Genomic DNA, 16,846 nt, shown 5'->3' with positions numbered 1-16,846 from the left:
CCTGGGACGCGGGCACCTCTTTGTGACGTGGAGTCCGGTCAGGTCACGTCGTCGTAGCCGTTGACCCGGTCAGGACCGGCCTCGGGCAGCGCGCGGCTGGCGGAGACGGTCTCGACCTCGCCGATGTCCTCGGGAGTGAGGTCCAGCTCGGAGGCCTCGTTGTCGCCCGGTCCCTCGGCCTCGCGGCGCGCCCGGCGCCGGTCGTTGAGCAGCCCGATGGCCACGGCGATGAAGTAGAGCCCCCAGATCGGCGCGGCCAGCGCCAGCATCGTCATCGGGTCGGGGGTTGGTGTGGCCACGGCCGCGAAGATGGTGATGCCAACGACCATGCCGCGCCACCAGCCCCACATGCGCCGCCCGGACAGCACACCGGTGAGGTTGAGCATCACCAGCAGCAAGGGCATCTCGAAGGCGAGACCGAAGACGACGATCATGCGGGTGACCAGGTCCAGCAGATCGTCAAGCGGCAACAGGTTCTCGGCACCGGCGGGCGTGAGGCCGATCATCAGCTTGGCCGTGGTGGGCAGCACGTGGAACGCGATGTAGCCACCGGTTAGGAAGAGCGGGAAGCCGAAGCCGACAAAGCCGTAGGCGTACTTCTTCTCGTTGCGGTGCAGGCCCGGCGCGACGAACGCCCACAGCTGGTACAGCCACACCGGCGACGCGAACACGACACCGGCCATCAGGGCGACCTTCAGCGCCAGGGTGAACGGGGCCAGCAGACCGCTGACGGTGATGTGCGCGCAGTGTGCGTTCTTGGTTTTGGCCAGTTCCCCGAAGGACTGGGAACAGCCGATCTGGTCGAGCATCGGCCTGGTGACGACCTCGATGATGTCCCTGTAGAAGAAGGCCGCGACGATCGTGACCACGAGGATCGCCAGGACACCCTTGGCAAGCCGGTTGCGCAGCTCACGCAGGTGATCCGCGAGCGGCATCCGGCCCTCGGGATCCCTCTCCTTTTTGCGGGCAGACTTGGGCAACCCACATCCTCATCTCGTGCAGCGGACCGGAGAGCCCCGGTCCTCACGTCAGCGCTGAGTCGTGTCCGACGGCTCGTTGACCGGGCGGGAGCTGGTCACGTCGCCCGGCGAGGACTGGATCGTGCGCTGAGCGGGAGCGGGCTCCTCGGCGGACGACTCGGCGGTATAGGCCTGCTTGCCCTCCTCCTTCATCGCCTTCGCCTCGCTCTTCAGGATCCGGGCGGACTTGCCGAGCGAACGCGCCATGTCCGGCAGCTTCTTGGATCCGAAAACGAGGAGGATCACCACAACGAGGATCAGCAGGTGCCACGGCTCAAGTCCGTTGCGAAACATAAATCTTCACCTTCTCACCGAGGCGGGGCGACGGGCCTGCCCGACCAGTCAGACACTTGTCCGAACGTCGTGCTGACAGCGATCGTAACGCTCAGGGGTGAACGTGGAGCAATCCCCGTGCGTACTCCCGGGCAGCGGTACGCGCCTCGTTCTCCGCACCGCGAACAGCAGCGTACCTGCCACAGCGTCCCGCGTGACAGGGCGAAGTGACCCAAAACGCTCCCACCCCAAGACTCACAGGACCGCCAAAGCAACCTTCACAGCGAGTCGACAGCGCGAGTGGCGCTCATGGACGCCCGCTCCAGGTCCTCGGCCGCCCTGTTGATACGGCGCGCGGAGTCCGTGACCTGCCTGCCGAGACGCTGCGCCTCCAGGAAGACCCGGACGGCCAGCACACCGAGGACGGCGAGCCCCAGGAAACCCACAGCTACCGCGAACATCGGCCAGAACATGCCACCGAGCATAGACGGCCCTGGGGACGGTCGGGACCCAGGGAGCGGGCGGGCGCGTCCATGCATGGCGACTCGACGCCTGCAAATGACATTGACAAGGGAAGATCACACCCCGGTATTCTCGTGACCGACCTGAGGCCTGGGGATTACAGAGAGTCACCATTCACGCAATCGCGCGGGTACCAGGCGGCTGCCTCTTCCCCTCGCCCTCATCCATTGAAATTCCCAAGGGGGAAAAGTGAATCTCAGGCAGCGTTTCGGCGTCATGGCCGTTGGCTCAGCGGCACTTCTGGTCATGGGGTCCGCCGCTCCGGCTGGCGCAGCCTCCCTCGACGCCGACTCCGTTCACCGCGGCAGCGTGGGTTGCTTCAACTACTCCTGGGGGGACGGGGACGTCACCTACACGATCTACTACCACAACACCTGTTCCGAAAAATCGGCCTTCGCCGGCACCACCAACGCGCTGGTCGACAACAAGTGGTGCGCGAACGTGGATGCGGACGGAAAGGGCCACGTCGTGGTGTACGCCAAGCCGATGACCTTCGCGTCCGCCAAGGGAGGCCGTTGCTGAGCATTCCCGCGACGCGCTGAGCGGCAGCCGGGTCATGGTGACGTGACCCGGCTGTTCTTGTCTCGCGCTACTGGACAGCGGAATGCAGCCGCAGTGTCCTGACCCCGCCGCCGGTGAGCAGCTCGACGATCCGCTCGCCGGCGGGCTTGCGGACGGCGGCCCCGCAGTCGGGGCAGGTGAAGGAGTAGAACGTCGTCTTGCTGGTGGCTCCGATGGCCAGGCGCAGGGCGCTCGCGGTGAGCTCGAAACTGCCCCGGCAGTCCGGGCAGCCGGCCCTGAACACCACGGGGACCACTCTTCTCATCCCTGCGAATGCGGCCGCAACCGTGATCTCCCCCGCGCCTGCGACACCGGAACCCGAAGACTCGTTCAAATCCCTCGCCCCTGCCTCTCCACGTCGTGGTCGTACGCCGCCAGTGCCTCGCGAGCCGCCCGGCGGGCGCTGTCGGCCAGCTCGGGCGGTGACACGATCCGGCCGTCGCCGCCGAGCCTGAGCGCCAGCCGGCGCAGGGAGGCCGGATCGGGGGTGCGCAGGGTAATACGCAGCCCGCCGTCGGGAAGCTCATCCGCGCTGTCGTGCGGGTAGTACTCGGCGACCCAGCGGCCGGCCGGGCCGACCTCGACGACCACCTCGGGATCCTCGGCGGCCGGCTGCACCAGCGCCTCGGACAGGTCGCGCAGCTCGATCTCCGGGGGCGCGGAGGGCTCGTCCAGGATCCTGATCTCCGCCACCCGGTCGAGCCGGAAGGTCCGCCGGGCCTCGGAGCGCCTGCACCAGGCCTCCACATAGGTGTGCCCGACGCTGACCAGGCGGATGGGGTCGATCTCGCGCTCGGTGACCTCGTCCCGGGCCGGCGAGTAGTAGCGGATCCACAGCCGGCGGCGCTCGGCGATCGCCCGGTCGACGTCGGCGAAGACGCCGCCCTCGGCCTCGAAGGTCACCGAAAGGCGGGCACTGGCGTCGCCCGCCTCGCCGGCCGCGGTCTCCACCTTGGCGGTGGCCCGCAACAGCGCCTGCCGGTCGCCCTCGCGCAGTCCGGGCAGGGTGGCCACCGCACGGGCGGCGACCAGGAGCGCGGTCGCCTCGTCGGCGGCCAGCCTGAGCGGTTCCGCGGCCTCCTCGCCGAGCGCGGCCGCGTTGTGCCACCAGATCCGCTCGCCGTCGGTGTCGATGTCCAGCAGATCGCCGCCCCGGAAGCTGGTGCCGCACATGGGCAGCACGTCCAGGTCGGAGACCAGCTCGTCCTCGGTGATCCCGAAGGCGCGGGCGACGTCCGCGATCCGGGCGCCGGGGCGCTCGCGCAGATACGTCACCAGGGAGAGCATCCGCCGGGTCTGGTCGATGGCGTTCACGGGCCTGACCGGTTTGCCTGCCACTGTCTTGTCCCGCTCCCCCTCAGCCCTTGGCCACGGCACGCAGCCGGTCCACCACGTCCGCACGCAGCTCGGCCGGCTCCAGGACCATCACGTCCGGCCCGAACTCCACCAGCCAGGCGTCCAGCCCGTGCCCGTACGGAATCTCCAACTCGTCCCAGCCGTCACCGAGTTCCCGCACCGCCGTGGCCTTCGCCCGAAGGGGGTAGCCGGACCCGGAACGCAGCCGGATCAGCGCGGAGCGGTCGGCGATCTCCCCGGCCCAGCTCGCGACCGTCTCGCGGACGGTGACGACGTCCGGGACGGGCGCGGTGAAGCCGGTGCCCCGGGAGCGGACCTTCCCCGTGATCCGGGACAGCCGGAACACCCGCTCGGCGCCCCGGTCGCGGTCCCAGCCCGCCAGGTACCAGTGGCCTCGCCAGCACTCGAGGGCCCACGGCTCGACATGCCGGGGCTCGGGGTGGGCGGCGGTGGCCTTGCGGTAGTCGAAGAGGACCGGGCGGCGGTCGCGGCAGGCCAGCATCAGCGGCTCGAACGCGGCCTCGTGCACGGGGATCCGCGGTTCCAGGGCGCCATGGACCTCGTACGGGTCGACGTCCTCCGGCAGCCCGGCCGCCCGCAGTTTCTGCAGCGCACCGCTGGCGGCACCCGCGAGGCGGGCCTGCTGCCAGACCTTGGCGGCCAGCCCGAGGGCGGCGGCCTCCTCGGCGTCCAGGGTGATCGGCGGCAGCCGGTTGCTGTCACGGCGCGCCAGATAGCCGACCTCGCCGTCCAGGTTCTCCACGGTCTCGATCACCAGCCCGAGCTCGCGCAGATCGTCCTTGTCCCGCTCGAACATCCGGTTGAAGGAGTCGTCGCTGCCCGCTTCGAGGTAGGCCTCAATGGATTCCCGCAGCTCACGCTTGCTGAGCGGCCGTCGCGTCCCCAGCAGACACAGCGCCAGGTTCATCAGCCGCTCGGCCTTGGCAATGGCCATCGACGCCCTTCGCCTTCCCTATGGTGCTCCTGACCGATGACCGTACCGCTCCGGAGTGTCACGGCAAAAGCCAGTCCAAACAACGAGGACCGAAGCGGGCAGGACATGACAAACAACGAGGGCCCGTGCGCACGGCACGAGCCCTCGGCCGGCCGGTGTCCGACCGGGAACGGCCGGCACCCGACGGCGCCGACCGGGAACGACGATCAGACCCCGAGCAGATCCACGACGAAGATCAGCGTCTCACCGGGCTGGATCGCCGGCGTCGGGCTCTGGTCACCGTAGGCGAGGTGGGCCGGGATGGTCAGCTGGCGACGACCGCCGACCTTCATGCCCTGCACACCCTGGTCCCAGCCCTTGATGACCCGGCCACCGCCCAGCGGGAAGCGGAACGGAGCGCCCCGGTTCCAGCTGGCGTCGAACTCCTCGCCGGTGCTGAACGCGACACCCACGTAGTGCACGGTGACGGTCTGGCCCGCCTGGGCCACCTCGCCCTCGCCCTCCCAGATGTCCTTGATCTCCAGATCCGCCGGGGGCTGGCCCTCCGGGAAGTCGATCTCGGGCTTGTCGATGCTCACGTCTCTAGCTCCTGCTTGTGTACGACACGGAACCCGGACATTCTTTCATCCCCGCCCCGCTCACGCCCGCCCGACTACATCGCCGCCAGGATGTCCACCGAGAACACCAGCGTGGACCCCTTCTTCACCACACCACCGCTCGGCGGGTTGTTCCCATAGGCCAGATCCGGCGGCACCACGACCAGCACCCTGCTGCCCACCTTCTTGCCGGTGAGCCCCTGCGACAGCCCCTTGAGGACCTGCTGCATCTGCTCGATCGAGAACTGGGCCAGCCGCCCGCTCTCATACGTCTGCTCGAAGGCCTTGCCGCTGTCCCAGACCTCACCCTTGAACTGGCACAGGATCGTCTGCGACGCCTTCACCTCCGCGCCGTCACCCTCCAGCACATAGTTCGACACCAGCTTCTTCGGCGGGTTGACCTTCGGAATGTCGATCGACGGAGCCTTGCCGTCGGTGTTCGTCCCCACCTTCGGCAGCGCGGAGTCGCTCTGCGCGACCTCCTTGCCCGTGCTGGAACTCTTCGAGTTGAACGAGTTCAGCACATCCACCACGAACACCAGCGTGTCCGTGCCCTTGATCCCCGCCTGCGCATTGCCCGAACTGCCGTACCCCCAGGTCGGCGGCACGGCCATCAGCACCCGGCTGCCGACCTTCTTCCCGGCCAGCCCGTACCGCCAGCCGTCGATGATGCTGCCCGCGGCAAGCTGCATGAGCAGCGGCTCACGGTCGTACGACTGGTCGAAGACCTTCGCCGTGGACCAGATCTGCCCCAGGTAGTTGGCCTGGATGAAATCGTTCTCCGCGACCGCCTTGCCACTGCCCGCGATCACCGTCTTGACCGCCAGGTTCTTCGACGGATCCCCCGAACCCTTCGCGACCGTCGGCTTCTCGTCGAACTTCGTCCCCGCCGTGATCGCCGGCAACGGCCCGTCCACGATCTTCGGCGGCGGCACCGAGGAAGCCGACGCCTGCGGCGACGCGCTGACCTTGCTGGAAGAGGACGAGTTGTCACCACACCCGGCGACCGTGACCAGTCCTACGGGAACAGCGGCAAGGAGAAGAGAGCGTCGGCGCACGGAAGAGCCTCGTAATCGGTCGATCTTGCGGATGGCGTGCGCGCAACTCTACGACGTGACACGGGCGCCGTACCGGAAAGTACGGCGCCCGTGTGGCGTTCGCTCACATACCGGCTCACATACCGGCGATCAGCTTCTCCACCCGATCGTCGACCGAACGGAACGGGTCCTTGCACAACACAGTGCGCTGCGCCTGGTCGTTGAGCTTCAGATGCACCCAGTCGACCGTGAAGTCCCGGCGCTGCTCCTGGGCCCGCCGGATGAAGTCACCGCGCAACCGCGCCCGAGTCGTCTGCGGCGGCACCGACTTGCCCTCGAAGATCTTCAAGTCATTGCAGATCCGCGCGGCTTGCCCCTTCTTCTCCAGCAGGTAATACAGACCCCGACGACGGTGAATGTCGTGATAAGCGAGGTCTATCTGCGCCACGCGCGGATGAGACATGGTCATGTTGTGCTTGGCCCGGTACCGCTCGATGAGCTTGTACTTCATCACCCAGTCGATCTCGGTGCCGATCCGGTCCAGGTCCTCCGCCTCGATCGCGTCCAGCGTCCGGCCCCACAGCTCCAGCACCTGCTCGACCGTGCCGGTGCGGATACCGCGGCGCTCACAGAAGTCCACGGCCTTCTCGTAGTACTCCCGCTGCACCTCGAGGGCGGAGGCCTCCCGGCCGCTGGCCAGGCGCACCTTGCGCCGGCCCGTGATGTCGTGGCTGACCTCGCGGATCGCCCGGATCGGGTTCTCCAGGGTCAGGTCCCGCATCACCGTGCCCGCCTCGATCATGCGCAGCACCAGGTCGGTGGCGCCGACCTTCAGCAGCATCGTCGTCTCGGACATGTTCGAGTCGCCCACGATGACGTGCAGCCGGCGGTAGCGCTCGGCGTCCGCGTGCGGTTCGTCGCGCGTGTTGATGATCGGCCGGGAACGCGTCGTCGCCGAGGAGACGCCCTCCCAGATGTGCTCCGCCCGCTGGCTCACGCAGTACACCGCACCGCGCGGCGTCTGCAGCACCTTGCCGGCGCCGCACAGCAGCTGCCGGGTCACCAGGAACGGAATGAGGATGTCCGCGAGGCGGGAGAACTCCCCGTGCCGCGCCACCAGATAGTTCTCGTGGCAACCGTAGGAGTTGCCCGCCGAGTCCGTGTTGTTCTTGAAAAGGTAGACGTCGCCCGCGATTCCTTCCTCATGCAGGCGTCGTTCGGCGTCCACCAACAGCCCTTCGAGAATGCGCTCGCCGGCCTTGTCGTGGGTGACCAGTTCGGTCACATTGTCACACTCGGGTGTCGCGTATTCCGGATGTGAGCCCACGTCGAGATAGAGCCGGGCGCCGTTCCGCAGAAAGACATTGCTGCTACGGCCCCATGACACGACACGGCGGAAGAGGTACCGCGCCACCTCGTCAGGCGACAGGCGGCGCTGTCCCCTGAACGTGCACGTGACGCCGTACTCGTTCTCCAGCCCGAAAATGCGGCGGTCCATGACTGAACATTACGCCCGATCCCCTGAGCTGAAACGGGGTTCGGCAGCACGATTTGGATCATTTTCCGAACCGGCAGCAACCACCGCACCCCCACCGGGAGCTGCGAGGACCCGCCCCGTGACCACCAGGACCAGCAACGACACACCCCCCGCCGCCCCCGGCACCGCGAACCCCCACAGCGCCCCGCCCGCCTCGACCACCGGGCCCGCAAGGCCCGTTCCCACCGACGCCCCCACTGTGAACGTCGTCACAATCCACGAGAACGCCTCGGTGACCGTCCCGCTCGGCGCATGCCGGTCCACCAGCACGAACGCACATGCGATGGCAGGAGCGAGGAACACACCCGCGAGAACCGTGAGCAACACCATGGCCACCGCACCGGGCATCACCATCAGCGGCAGATAACACACCGCCAGAAGCGCCACCAGTCCCCGCAGTCGCCGCGCCGGCTCCCCCGGCCACTGCCGCGCCCCGTACACGGTCCCCCCGAACAGCGCACCCAGCCCCAGGGCCGCCATCATCCAGCCGTACACCACGTCACCACCGTGGTCGTCCGCATACGGCACCGACGCCACCGTGATCGAACCCAGGGCGATCCCGACGAAGAAGAACGCGGCCAGCAGAGCCAGCAGACCCGACGACCGCAGCGCACCGAGCCAGTGCGCCTCACGCGGCGCCGAACGCCACCCACGCGAAGGCGGCGAGACCACCACCGACAGCGCCCCCAGCACCCCCACCACGTTCACCACCAGCAACGCCACCCGCGCCGACCACAACGACACGCACAACGTCACCAGCAACGGCCCCACGGTGAACATCACTTCCTGCGCCACCGCATCCATCGCATACGCCGTGTGAACCCGGTCCTCCCTGCCGAGCACACTCGGCCACAGGGCACGCAGACCGCCCTCCAAAGGAGGAGTGAACAGCCCGGCCGCCGCCACGCACACGTAGGCGAGCGGCAGCGGATCGGTACCGGCGAACGCGAACCCGGCCATGGCGAGCGCCGACGCCAGCGCCGCAGGCAACTGGACACGCGGCTGACCGTGCAGATCCACCAGCCGGCCGAGCACCGGCTGACCGACCGCATTGGCCACGCCGTACGCCGCCGCGAGCGCCCCCGCCAGGCTGTAGGTACCACCCTCCGTACGCACGAACAGCACGATCGCGATGGCGGCCGTCGCATTGGGCAACCGCCCCACCAGAGTGCCCGCCAGCAACCGGGCCGCGTGCCTCGCCCTGAGGATCTCCAGATACCCCGCGGCCATGACCCGCCTCCAAGTGTTACGTATAACGTCGCCGCCCATACGTACCATGTGCGCTGTTCACACGTCCACACGAACGGAGCACACCCCCGGTGGCACGCAGCAACACGCGCCCCACGAGCCGCGACGTAGCCCAGGCCGCCGGCGTCTCCCAGGCAGCCGTGTCACTCGTCCTCGGCGACAAATGGCGCGGCCGCGTCTCCGAAACCACCGCCGAACGCGTCCGCGAAGCCGCCCGCACCCTCGGCTACCGCCCCAACCTCGCCGCCCGCAACCTCCGCCTCGGCCACACCCGGACCGTCCTCCTGGTCGTCCCCGCCCTCACCACCGAGTTCTTCGCAGGCGTCTACACCGGCGCCGCCCGCGTCGCCTCCGAACACGGCTTCGGCGTCGTCCTCTACCCCTCCCCCGAAGGCATCGGCCCCGCCCCCGACCCCTTCGCCTCCGCCCAGGCCGCCCTCGACGGCGTCATCGCCTCCTCCATGGCCGCCGACGCCCTCACCACCATCCGCGGCGACCAACTCCCCCTCGTCATGCTCGACAGCGACCCCGAAGGCAGCCACGGCGCCGCCACCGTCAACCTGGACATCGCCGACGGCGTACGCCAGGTCGCCGAACACCTCCTGGACCTCGGCCACCGGCACTTCCTGCACCTGGCCGCGGACGTCGCCTCATGGACCTTCGAAGTACGCGCCCGAGAACTGGCCGCACGCACGGCCGGGGTGCCCGACGCCACGGTACGCACCGTCCACGCCCCCATCTCCATCGAAGGCGCCCTCGCAGCCACCGAAACCGCCCTCACCACCCCCGGCCCCCGCCCCACCGCCCTCGTCTGCGACGACGACAAACTCGCCGCCGGCGCCTACAAAGCCCTCCGCCGCCTCGGCCTCCGCATCCCCGACGACATCTCCGTCACCGGCCTCGACGACCTCGCCCTCGCCACCGCCATCGACCCCGAACTCACCACCGTACGACTCGACGCCGAACTCTTCGGCGAACACGGCATGCGAGCCCTCCTCGCCGTCCTGGAAGGCCGGGAACCAGAAGCCGGGGACATCCCCGTCGAACTCGTCGTACGAGGCTCCACAGCACCCCCGCCACGCCCCTGACACCACGAAAACACCCGCGCCCCGCCCGGAAACTCCCGGACGGGGCGCGCTGAGCGGGTGAGACAAGAACAGGACTACTCGACGTCCCCGCCGGACTCCTCCGCATCGGCCTCCGCCTCGGCCGCCGTCGCCGCACCATCGGCCTCCAGCAACCGGCCCAGCTGCGGACCCACGATGCGCTTGAACTTCCGCTGCTGCGGACGCGTACGGTCCAGCACCGCGACCTCAAGCCGCTCCGCCGGAATCTCCCGCTGCGTCCCGTTCGGCTCCCGCGACAGAGCCGTCACAGCCAGCTTCAGAGCCTCGGCAAGAGTCATCCCCTCCCGATGCTCACGGTCCAGATACGTACTGATCTGCTCCGCATTGCCACCCACCGCGACCGAACCATGCTCATCCACGATCGAACCATCGTGCGGCAGCCGATAGATCTGGTCACCCTCGGGAGTCTCCCCCACCTCGGCGACAACCAGCTCCACCTCGTACGGCTTCTCCGCCGCACTCGAGAAAATCGTGCCCAGCGTCTGCGCGTACACGTTGGCAAGACCACGCGCGGTCACATCGTCACGGTCATAGGTGTAACCACGCAGATCCGCGTACCGCACACCACCGATCCGCAGATTCTCGTACTCGTTGTACTTGCCGGCGGCCGCGAAACCGATCCGGTCATAGATCTCGCTGAACTTGTGCAGCGCACGGGACGGGTTCTCACCGACGAACACAATGCCGTCGGCAAACTGAAGCACAACCAGGCTGCGGCCACGCGCGATGCCCTTACGGGCATACTCGGCACGGTCCGCCATCGCCTGCTGAGGTGAGACATAGAACGGCGTCGACACCGGTATCCGTCCCCTTCCTTAGGGTTCCGTCGAAGTCACTGGGATCACCTTGAAAAGAGCGCCGAGCGCCCTACAGCAGCGCCGCGCGCGGGCCGTCCGGCTGCTCCAGACGGCGCGCCAGTACCGCACGGGCGAGCTCGGCGGACTCGTCGTCGGTGAGCCGACGGAACCCGTCCTCGGTGATCACGGTGATGATCGGGTAGATCCGGCGCGCGACATCCGGACCACCGGTCGCGGAGTCGTCGTCGGCCGCGTCGTACAGAGCCTGCACCACCAGTGTGGTCGCCTGCTCCTCGGTCAGATCGTCACGGAACAGCTTCTTCATCGCACCCCGCGCGAAGATCGAGCCGGAGCCCGTCGCGGAGAAGTTGTGCTCCTCGGAACGGCCACCCGTGACGTCGTACGAGAAGATCCGCCCCTTGGCCCGGTCCACGTCGAACCCGGCGAACAACGGCACAACCGCCAGCCCCTGCATGGCCATGCCGAGGTTGGAGCGGATCATCGTCGACAGCCGGTTCGCCTTGCCCTCCAGCGACAGCTGAGCACCCTCGACCTTCTCGAAGTGCTCCAGCTCCAGCTGGAAGAGCTTCACCATCTCCACGGCGAGACCGGCGGTGCCGGCGATACCGACGGCCGAGTACTCGTCGGTCGGGAACACCTTCTCGATGTCCCGCTGAGCGATCACGTTGCCCATCGTGGCCCGACGGTCACCGGCGAGCACCACGCCCCCGGGGAAGGTCACCGCGACGATCGTCGTCCCGTGCGGCGCCTCGATCACCCCCTGCGTGGGCGGCAACTGCCGCTTGCCGGGCAGCAACTCCGGCTGGTGCTCACCGAGAAAGTCCATGAACGAAGAGGACCCAGGCGTCAGGAAGGCAGCTGGTAGACGCCCGGTGCTACGAGTGTTGGCTTCCACGCGTTTCCTTCCACGTATGCTGCAGCCCGCCTTATGACCTCGGGCTGATCCTTGAACTGCCCCAGCGCGGCATTGCAGCTGAAGCACAGTACGCCACGGACCCTACCCGTCTCATGGCAGTGATCCACATGCGCGGCGGGGGCGGATAGACAGATACAGCAGACGCCCCGTTGCGAGGCGATCAGCGCGTCACGCTCGACTTCGGTGAGGCCGTACTTGCGCTTGACGTAACTGACCCGGTTCCGCTCCGCGCGGCACGCACGGCAATAGCTTGCCCAGCCGTCCGACGAAGACTTGTTGCGCTCCCATTCGGAGTGTGGCTTCACGACTTCGCACTGCGGGCACCGCTTGTGCCCGGCCGGGACATCCACCTTCTCTCGGACGGTCTTCCCAATGGCCTCCCGACGACGCCGGTAGTGCGCGGCACCGTACTCCGCCACGCACTCCCGGCAGCGCACCTGGAGGCCATCGCGCCGGTTCTTGTCGCGAGCGAACGCCGCAGGAGGCAGATCCCGCCCGCATTTCCTGCAGTGCTTCGCGCTCGGCTCCTCAGCCACCCAACCCCCCCGAATCCTTCATTTCGAAGGCGATGTGGCCAATCGGCCTTTACTCTCCACCTTTTTGCACGAAGGACCTCACGAAATCCTCGGCGTTCTCCTCAAGTACGTCATCGATTTCGTCAAGAACCGAGTCGACGTCGTCGCTCAGCTTCTCGTGCCGTTCCTTGAGGTCCCCCGAAGCCTGCGACTCTGCCGCCTGCTCCTCGACCTCCTCGGTGGAGTGCGTCGCCTTCTGCTGTCCGCCGCCGGTGTCCTTGGTTGCCACAACCCTCACCCCGCTCAGTTCGCCCGACATGGTCGTCAGGTCGGCATTCCTGCCGATCGGTGATGATCAGACCCTACAAGCCGGGTCCGACATCGGCCCCGCAGTTTCTCCAACGTACGGGGGCCACCTCGATGATTCCCGGGCGGCGGGATTTTGACCCCGCCCGCCCGGTGTCGTCCGAGTGCTCGCTCAGCCGCCGGAGAGGACCCTGACCAGGTCTTCTGCGGTGCGACAGCGGTCCAGGAGCTCCTTGACGTGATTTCGCGTTCCGCGTAGCGGTTCCAGGGTTGGGACGCGCTGGAGGGAGTCGCGGCCGGGGAGGTCGAAGATCACCGAGTCCCAACTGGCCGCGGCGACGTCGTCGGCGTACTGCTCCAAGCAGCGGCCGCGGAAGTAGGCCCGGGTGTCCTCCGGCGGGCTCGTACGGGCCCTGTCGACGTCGCTCTCGTCCAGGAGCCGCTTGATGCGGCCGCGGGCCGCGAGGCGGTTGTAGAGGCCCTTCTCGGCCCTGACGTCGGCGTACTGGAGGTCGAGGAGGTGGAGCTTGGCGGCGTCCCAGTCGAGGCCGTCGCGGCGCCGGTAGCCCTCCATGAGCTCCAGTTTGGTAACCCAGTCGAGTTCTCCGGCGAGGCTCATGGGGTCGTGTTCCAGGCGGTTGAGGGTGTCCTCCCAGCGGGCGAGGACGTCCCTGGTCTGGTCGTCGGCGTCGGCGCCGTAGCGCTCCTCCACGTATTTGCGCGACAGCTCGTAGTACTCCATCTGGAGCTGGACGGCGGTGAGTGTGCGTCCGCTGCGGAGGGTGACGAGGCGCTTGAGCGTGGGGTCGTGGGAGACCTGGTGGAGGGTGCGTACGGGCTGGTCGACGGCTAGGTCGACGGCGATGAAGCCGTCCTCGATCATCGAGAGGACCAGTGCCGTCGTACCCAGTTTCAGGTACGTCGAGATCTCCGACAGGTTCGCGTCGCCGATGATCACGTGGAGGCGGCGGTATTTCTCCGCGTCCGCGTGGGGCTCGTCGCGGGTGTTGATGATGGGGCGCTTCAGCGTCGTCTCCAGGCCTACCTCGACCTCGAAGTAGTCGGCTCGCTGGCTGAGCTGGAAGCCGTGTTCGTGGCCGTCCTGGCCGATGCCGACGCGGCCGGCGCCGGTGACGACCTGGCGGGAGACGAAGAAGGGGGTGAGGTGGCGCACGATGTCGGAGAAGGCGGTTTCCCGCTTCATCAGGTAGTTCTCGTGCGTGCCGTAGGAGGCGCCCTTGTTGTCGGTGTTGTTCTTGTAGAGGTGGATGGGCTGGGCGCCGGGGAGTGCGGCGGCTCGTTCGGCGGCTTCGGCCATGATGCGTTCGCCGGCCTTGTCCCAGAGGACGGCGTCGCGGGGGTTGGTGACCTCGGGGGCGCTGTATTCGGGGTGGGCGTGGTCGACGTAGAGGCGGGCGCCGTTGGTGAGGATGACGTTGGCGAGGCCGATGTCCTCGTCGGTGAGCTGGCTGGCGTCGGCGGCCTCGCGGGCGAGGTCGAAGCCTCGGGCGTCCCGCAGGGGGTTTTCTTCCTCGAAGTCCCAGCGGGCGCGTCGGGCCCGGTGCATCGCCGCCGCGTAGGCGTTGACGATCTGGGATGAGGTGAGCATGGCATTGGCGTTGGGGTGGCCGGGGACGGAGATGCCGTACTCCGTCTCGATGCCCATTACTCGCCGTACGGTCATGCGGCCCTCCTTGCCCGGCGGAGCCCTCGGTCGTGGGCTGCGCTCGCGTACCGCTGGCGCTCCGGTGCGTGTGCGGTGCCCGTCCCCGCACTGCGCGACTCGGCGGTAGGAAAGAGCCTAGAACGCCTTTGCGCTGGTGGGGAGATCATTTGCGTCATTGCCTTGCTCGCCCTCGGTTCCGGTTTTGGCCGGAAAAACAGTCGGCTGCGGGTACCCGGTGAGGGCACCCGCAGCCGCCCTGTGTTTTACAGGTACTGTCCGGTGTTCGCCACCGTGTCGATGGAGCGTCCGGTGTCCGCGCCCTGCTTTCCGGTGATGAGGGTACGGATGTACACGATCCGTTCGCCCTTCTTTCCGGAGATTCGGGCCCAGTCGTCGGGGTTGGTGGTGTTGGGGAGGTCCTCGTTCTCCTTGAACTCGTCCACGCAGGCCTGGAGGAGGTGGGAGACGCGGAGACCCTTGGAGTTGTGGTCGAGGAAGTCCTTGATCGCCATTTTCTTGGCGCGTCCGACGATGTTTTCGATCATTGCGCCGGAGTTGAAGTCCTTGAAGTAGAGGACTTCCTTGTCGCCGTTGGCGTAGGTGACTTCCAGGAAGCGGTTTTCCTCGGATTCGGCGTACATGTGTTCCACTGCCGTCTGGATCATGCTTTCGACGGTGGTGGCCTTGCTGCCGCCGTGTTCTCCGAGGTCGTCGGAGTGGAGCGGGAGGCGTTCGGTGAGGTACTTGCCGAAGATGTCCTTGGCTGCCTCGGCGTCGGGACGCTCGATCTTGATCTTCACGTCGAGGCGGCCGGGGCGGAGGATGGCGGGGTCGATCATGTCCTCGCGGTTGGAGGCGCCGATGACGACCACGTTCTGGAGGCCTTCGACACCGTCGATCTCGGCGAGCAGCTGGGGGACGATGGTGTTCTCCACGTCCGAGCTGACGCCGGAGCCGCGGGTCCGGAACAGGGATTCCATCTCGTCGAAGAAGACGATGACGGGGGTGCCCTCGCTGGCCTTCTCCCTTGCACGCTGGAAGACGAGGCGGATCTGCCGCTCGGTCTCGCCGACGTACTTGTTCAGGAGTTCGGGGCCCTTGATGTTGAGGAAGAAGCTCTTGCCGGCGGCCTGGCCGGTGACCTCGGCGACCTTTTTGGCCAGCGAGTTGGCGACGGCCTTGGCGATGAGCGTCTTGCCGCATCCGGGGGGACCGTAGAGCAGGACGCCCTTGGGCGGGCGCAGTTCGTGCTCCTTGAACAGGTCCGGGTAGAGGTAGGGGAGCTCGACGGCGTCGCGGATGGCCTCGATCTGGCCGCCGAGGCCGCCGATCTGCTCGTAGCCGATGTCGGGTACTTCTTCGAGGACGAGTTCTTCGACCTCGCTCTTGGGCACGATCTCGTAGACGTAGCCGGAGCGGGGTTCGAGGAGCAGGGCGTCGCCGGGGCGGATGGTGACGTCGAGGAGTGGTTCGGCGAGCCGTACCACCCGTTCTTCGTCGGTGTGCCCCAGTACGAGGGCGCGCTCGCCGTCCTCGAGGATCTCCTTGAGGGTGACGATGTCGCCGACGCGCTCGTACTCCATGGCCTCGACCACGTTGAGCGCTTCGTTGAGCATGACTTCCTGGCCGCGCCTGAGGTCGTCCAGGTCAACGCTTGGGCTGACGTTCACCCGCAGTTTGCGGCCGCCGGTGAAGATGTCTGCGGTGCCGTCCTCGTTGGCTTGCAGGAAGACGCCGAAGCCGGCGGGCGGCTGTGCGAGTCGGTCGACTTCCTCCTTGAGGGCCACGATCTGGTCGCGGGCCTCGCGGAGGGTGTTCGCGAGTCGTTCGTTCTGGGCGGACACGCCGGCCAGGTTCGTCTGCAGCTCGACGATCCGCTCTTCGAGAATCCTCGTGTGTCGCGGAGAGTCGGCGAGCTTACGTCGCAGGACGGCGATCTCCTGCTCAAGGTAGGCGATCTGCCCGGCCGGGTCGTCGGACCCTCGTCCCGGGCGGATGCCGCGGTTCATGTCGTCGTCGTGGGCTGCCACGGTCCTCACCTCCTCCAAGGGGAGCTGGACGCTTCCAGACCCTACCTGGGTGGGTGTCGATTGAAACCCCTAGATCACAAAGACTGTCAAGGTGTGTCGTCGGTCACCCGTTGCGTTCTTACTCGTGCGGGGTGGATACCCACTCAACGCGATTCAGAAGCGGCGTGTTCCGAGCCTGGCATGGTCAAAACCCGTCGTACCTGACCGGAGTTGTCCGATCCGATGCCGGTTCTGGGGTTGTGCCCCGGTGGCGCGTTCCCTACACAGAGCGACCGGCCGAGTTGTGTCCGTGATCGTTGCCGTCGGTTTCGGGATGGCTGAAGTCGATCGGTGCGGTGGCCGGGCGCCGTTGTCCCGCGCGGGC

18 protein-coding genes are annotated in these 16,846 nt (G+C 67.5%); 2 read left to right on the top strand and 16 right to left on the bottom strand.

The window, feature by feature from the left end:
* Positions 1–38 precede the first annotated feature (38 nt).
* The 3 genes from tatC to EDD90_RS42290 form a co-directional block, all read right to left on the bottom strand.
* The gene (gene tatC, locus EDD90_RS42300) at positions 39–980 is read right to left on the bottom strand and encodes a twin-arginine translocase subunit TatC (protein WP_185149417.1); all 942 of its coding nucleotides are present in this window, start codon (positions 978–980) and stop codon (positions 39–41) included.
* Between the two features lie 48 nt (positions 981–1,028).
* Positions 1,029–1,313 carry a Sec-independent protein translocase subunit TatA gene (gene tatA / locus EDD90_RS42295; RefSeq protein WP_123978372.1) on the bottom strand — a complete coding sequence of 95 codons (285 nt, stop codon included), beginning with the start codon at positions 1,311–1,313 and terminating at the stop codon, positions 1,029–1,031.
* 257 nt (positions 1,314–1,570) lie between these two features.
* Entirely contained in the window at positions 1,571–1,765 is a 195-nt protein-coding gene (locus EDD90_RS42290) for a hypothetical protein (protein WP_123978371.1), read from the bottom strand.
* Between the two features lie 295 nt (positions 1,766–2,060).
* On the opposite strand from EDD90_RS42290, the gene EDD90_RS42285 reads away from it, so the two are divergent.
* Positions 2,061–2,336, top strand: coding sequence for a hypothetical protein (locus EDD90_RS42285; protein WP_123978370.1), 276 nt, complete (start codon positions 2,061–2,063; stop codon positions 2,334–2,336).
* Positions 2,337–2,403: 67 nt separating this feature from the next.
* Here the strand turns inward: EDD90_RS42285 and EDD90_RS42280 are convergent, their stop codons facing one another.
* From EDD90_RS42280 to EDD90_RS42250, 7 genes are all read right to left on the bottom strand, one after another.
* Positions 2,404–2,709 carry a hypothetical protein gene (locus tag EDD90_RS42280; RefSeq protein WP_123978369.1) on the bottom strand — a complete coding sequence of 102 codons (306 nt, stop codon included), beginning with the start codon at positions 2,707–2,709 and terminating at the stop codon, positions 2,404–2,406.
* Positions 2,706–3,713, bottom strand: a complete 1,008-nt coding sequence (locus EDD90_RS42275; RefSeq protein ID WP_123978368.1) for a YafY family protein — start codon at positions 3,711–3,713, stop codon at positions 2,706–2,708. Before EDD90_RS42275 ends, EDD90_RS42280 begins: the two co-directional genes overlap by 4 nt.
* A gap of 19 nt (positions 3,714–3,732) precedes the next feature.
* Positions 3,733–4,686 carry a YafY family protein gene (locus tag EDD90_RS42270; protein ID WP_123978367.1) on the bottom strand — a complete coding sequence of 318 codons (954 nt, stop codon included), beginning with the start codon at positions 4,684–4,686 and terminating at the stop codon, positions 3,733–3,735.
* Positions 4,687–4,892: 206 nt separating this feature from the next.
* Positions 4,893–5,264 (bottom strand): FKBP-type peptidyl-prolyl cis-trans isomerase, encoded by a 372-nt coding sequence (locus tag EDD90_RS42265; protein WP_123978366.1) that lies wholly within the window; start codon positions 5,262–5,264, stop codon positions 4,893–4,895.
* A gap of 74 nt (positions 5,265–5,338) precedes the next feature.
* Positions 5,339–6,340, bottom strand: a complete 1,002-nt coding sequence (locus EDD90_RS42260) for an FKBP-type peptidyl-prolyl cis-trans isomerase (RefSeq protein ID WP_123978365.1) — start codon at positions 6,338–6,340, stop codon at positions 5,339–5,341.
* Between the two features lie 115 nt (positions 6,341–6,455).
* A complete protein-coding gene (gene pafA / locus EDD90_RS42255; RefSeq protein ID WP_028801611.1) occupies positions 6,456–7,817 on the bottom strand; it encodes a Pup--protein ligase in 1,362 nt (453 codons plus the stop codon).
* Between the two features lie 9 nt (positions 7,818–7,826).
* Positions 7,827–9,086, bottom strand: coding sequence for an MFS transporter (locus EDD90_RS42250; protein WP_123982214.1), 1,260 nt, complete (start codon positions 9,084–9,086; stop codon positions 7,827–7,829).
* Positions 9,087–9,175: 89 nt separating this feature from the next.
* On the opposite strand from EDD90_RS42250, the gene EDD90_RS42245 reads away from it, so the two are divergent.
* A complete protein-coding gene (locus EDD90_RS42245) occupies positions 9,176–10,192 on the top strand; it encodes a LacI family DNA-binding transcriptional regulator (protein WP_123978364.1) in 1,017 nt (338 codons plus the stop codon).
* A gap of 74 nt (positions 10,193–10,266) precedes the next feature.
* Here EDD90_RS42245 and prcA read toward each other — a convergent pair whose 3' ends face one another.
* The 6 genes from prcA to arc all read right to left on the bottom strand — a co-directional run bounded on the left by prcA (position 10,267) and on the right by arc (position 16,482).
* Positions 10,267–11,028 (bottom strand): proteasome subunit alpha, encoded by a 762-nt coding sequence (gene prcA / locus EDD90_RS42240; RefSeq protein WP_123978363.1) that lies wholly within the window; start codon positions 11,026–11,028, stop codon positions 10,267–10,269.
* Positions 11,029–11,098: 70 nt separating this feature from the next.
* The gene (gene prcB / locus EDD90_RS42235; RefSeq protein WP_123978362.1) at positions 11,099–11,944 is read right to left on the bottom strand and encodes a proteasome subunit beta; all 846 of its coding nucleotides are present in this window, start codon (positions 11,942–11,944) and stop codon (positions 11,099–11,101) included.
* Entirely contained in the window at positions 11,896–12,501 is a 606-nt protein-coding gene (locus tag EDD90_RS42230; RefSeq protein WP_123978361.1) for an endonuclease VII domain-containing protein, read from the bottom strand. The genes prcB and EDD90_RS42230 overlap by 49 nt, the downstream gene beginning before the upstream one ends.
* 49 nt (positions 12,502–12,550) lie before the next feature.
* On the bottom strand, positions 12,551–12,769 hold the full coding sequence (locus EDD90_RS42225; protein ID WP_123982212.1) for a ubiquitin-like protein Pup: 219 nt from the start codon (positions 12,767–12,769) through the stop codon (positions 12,551–12,553).
* A gap of 189 nt (positions 12,770–12,958) precedes the next feature.
* Positions 12,959–14,470: a depupylase/deamidase Dop gene (gene dop / locus EDD90_RS42220; protein WP_394365595.1), complete on the bottom strand. Its 1,512-nt coding sequence runs from the start codon at positions 14,468–14,470 to the stop codon at positions 12,959–12,961.
* A gap of 245 nt (positions 14,471–14,715) precedes the next feature.
* Positions 14,716–16,482: a proteasome ATPase gene (gene arc / locus EDD90_RS42215; RefSeq protein ID WP_123978360.1), complete on the bottom strand. Its 1,767-nt coding sequence runs from the start codon at positions 16,480–16,482 to the stop codon at positions 14,716–14,718.
* Positions 16,483–16,846: the final 364 nt, after the last annotated feature.

This window comes from Streptomyces sp. Ag109_O5-1, assembly GCF_003814875.1.
Taxonomy (GTDB): Bacteria; Actinomycetota; Actinomycetes; order Streptomycetales; family Streptomycetaceae; genus Streptomyces; species Streptomyces sasae.
Note: the sequence above shows the minus strand (reverse complement) of the source record. Positions and strands in the feature narration are given on the sequence as shown.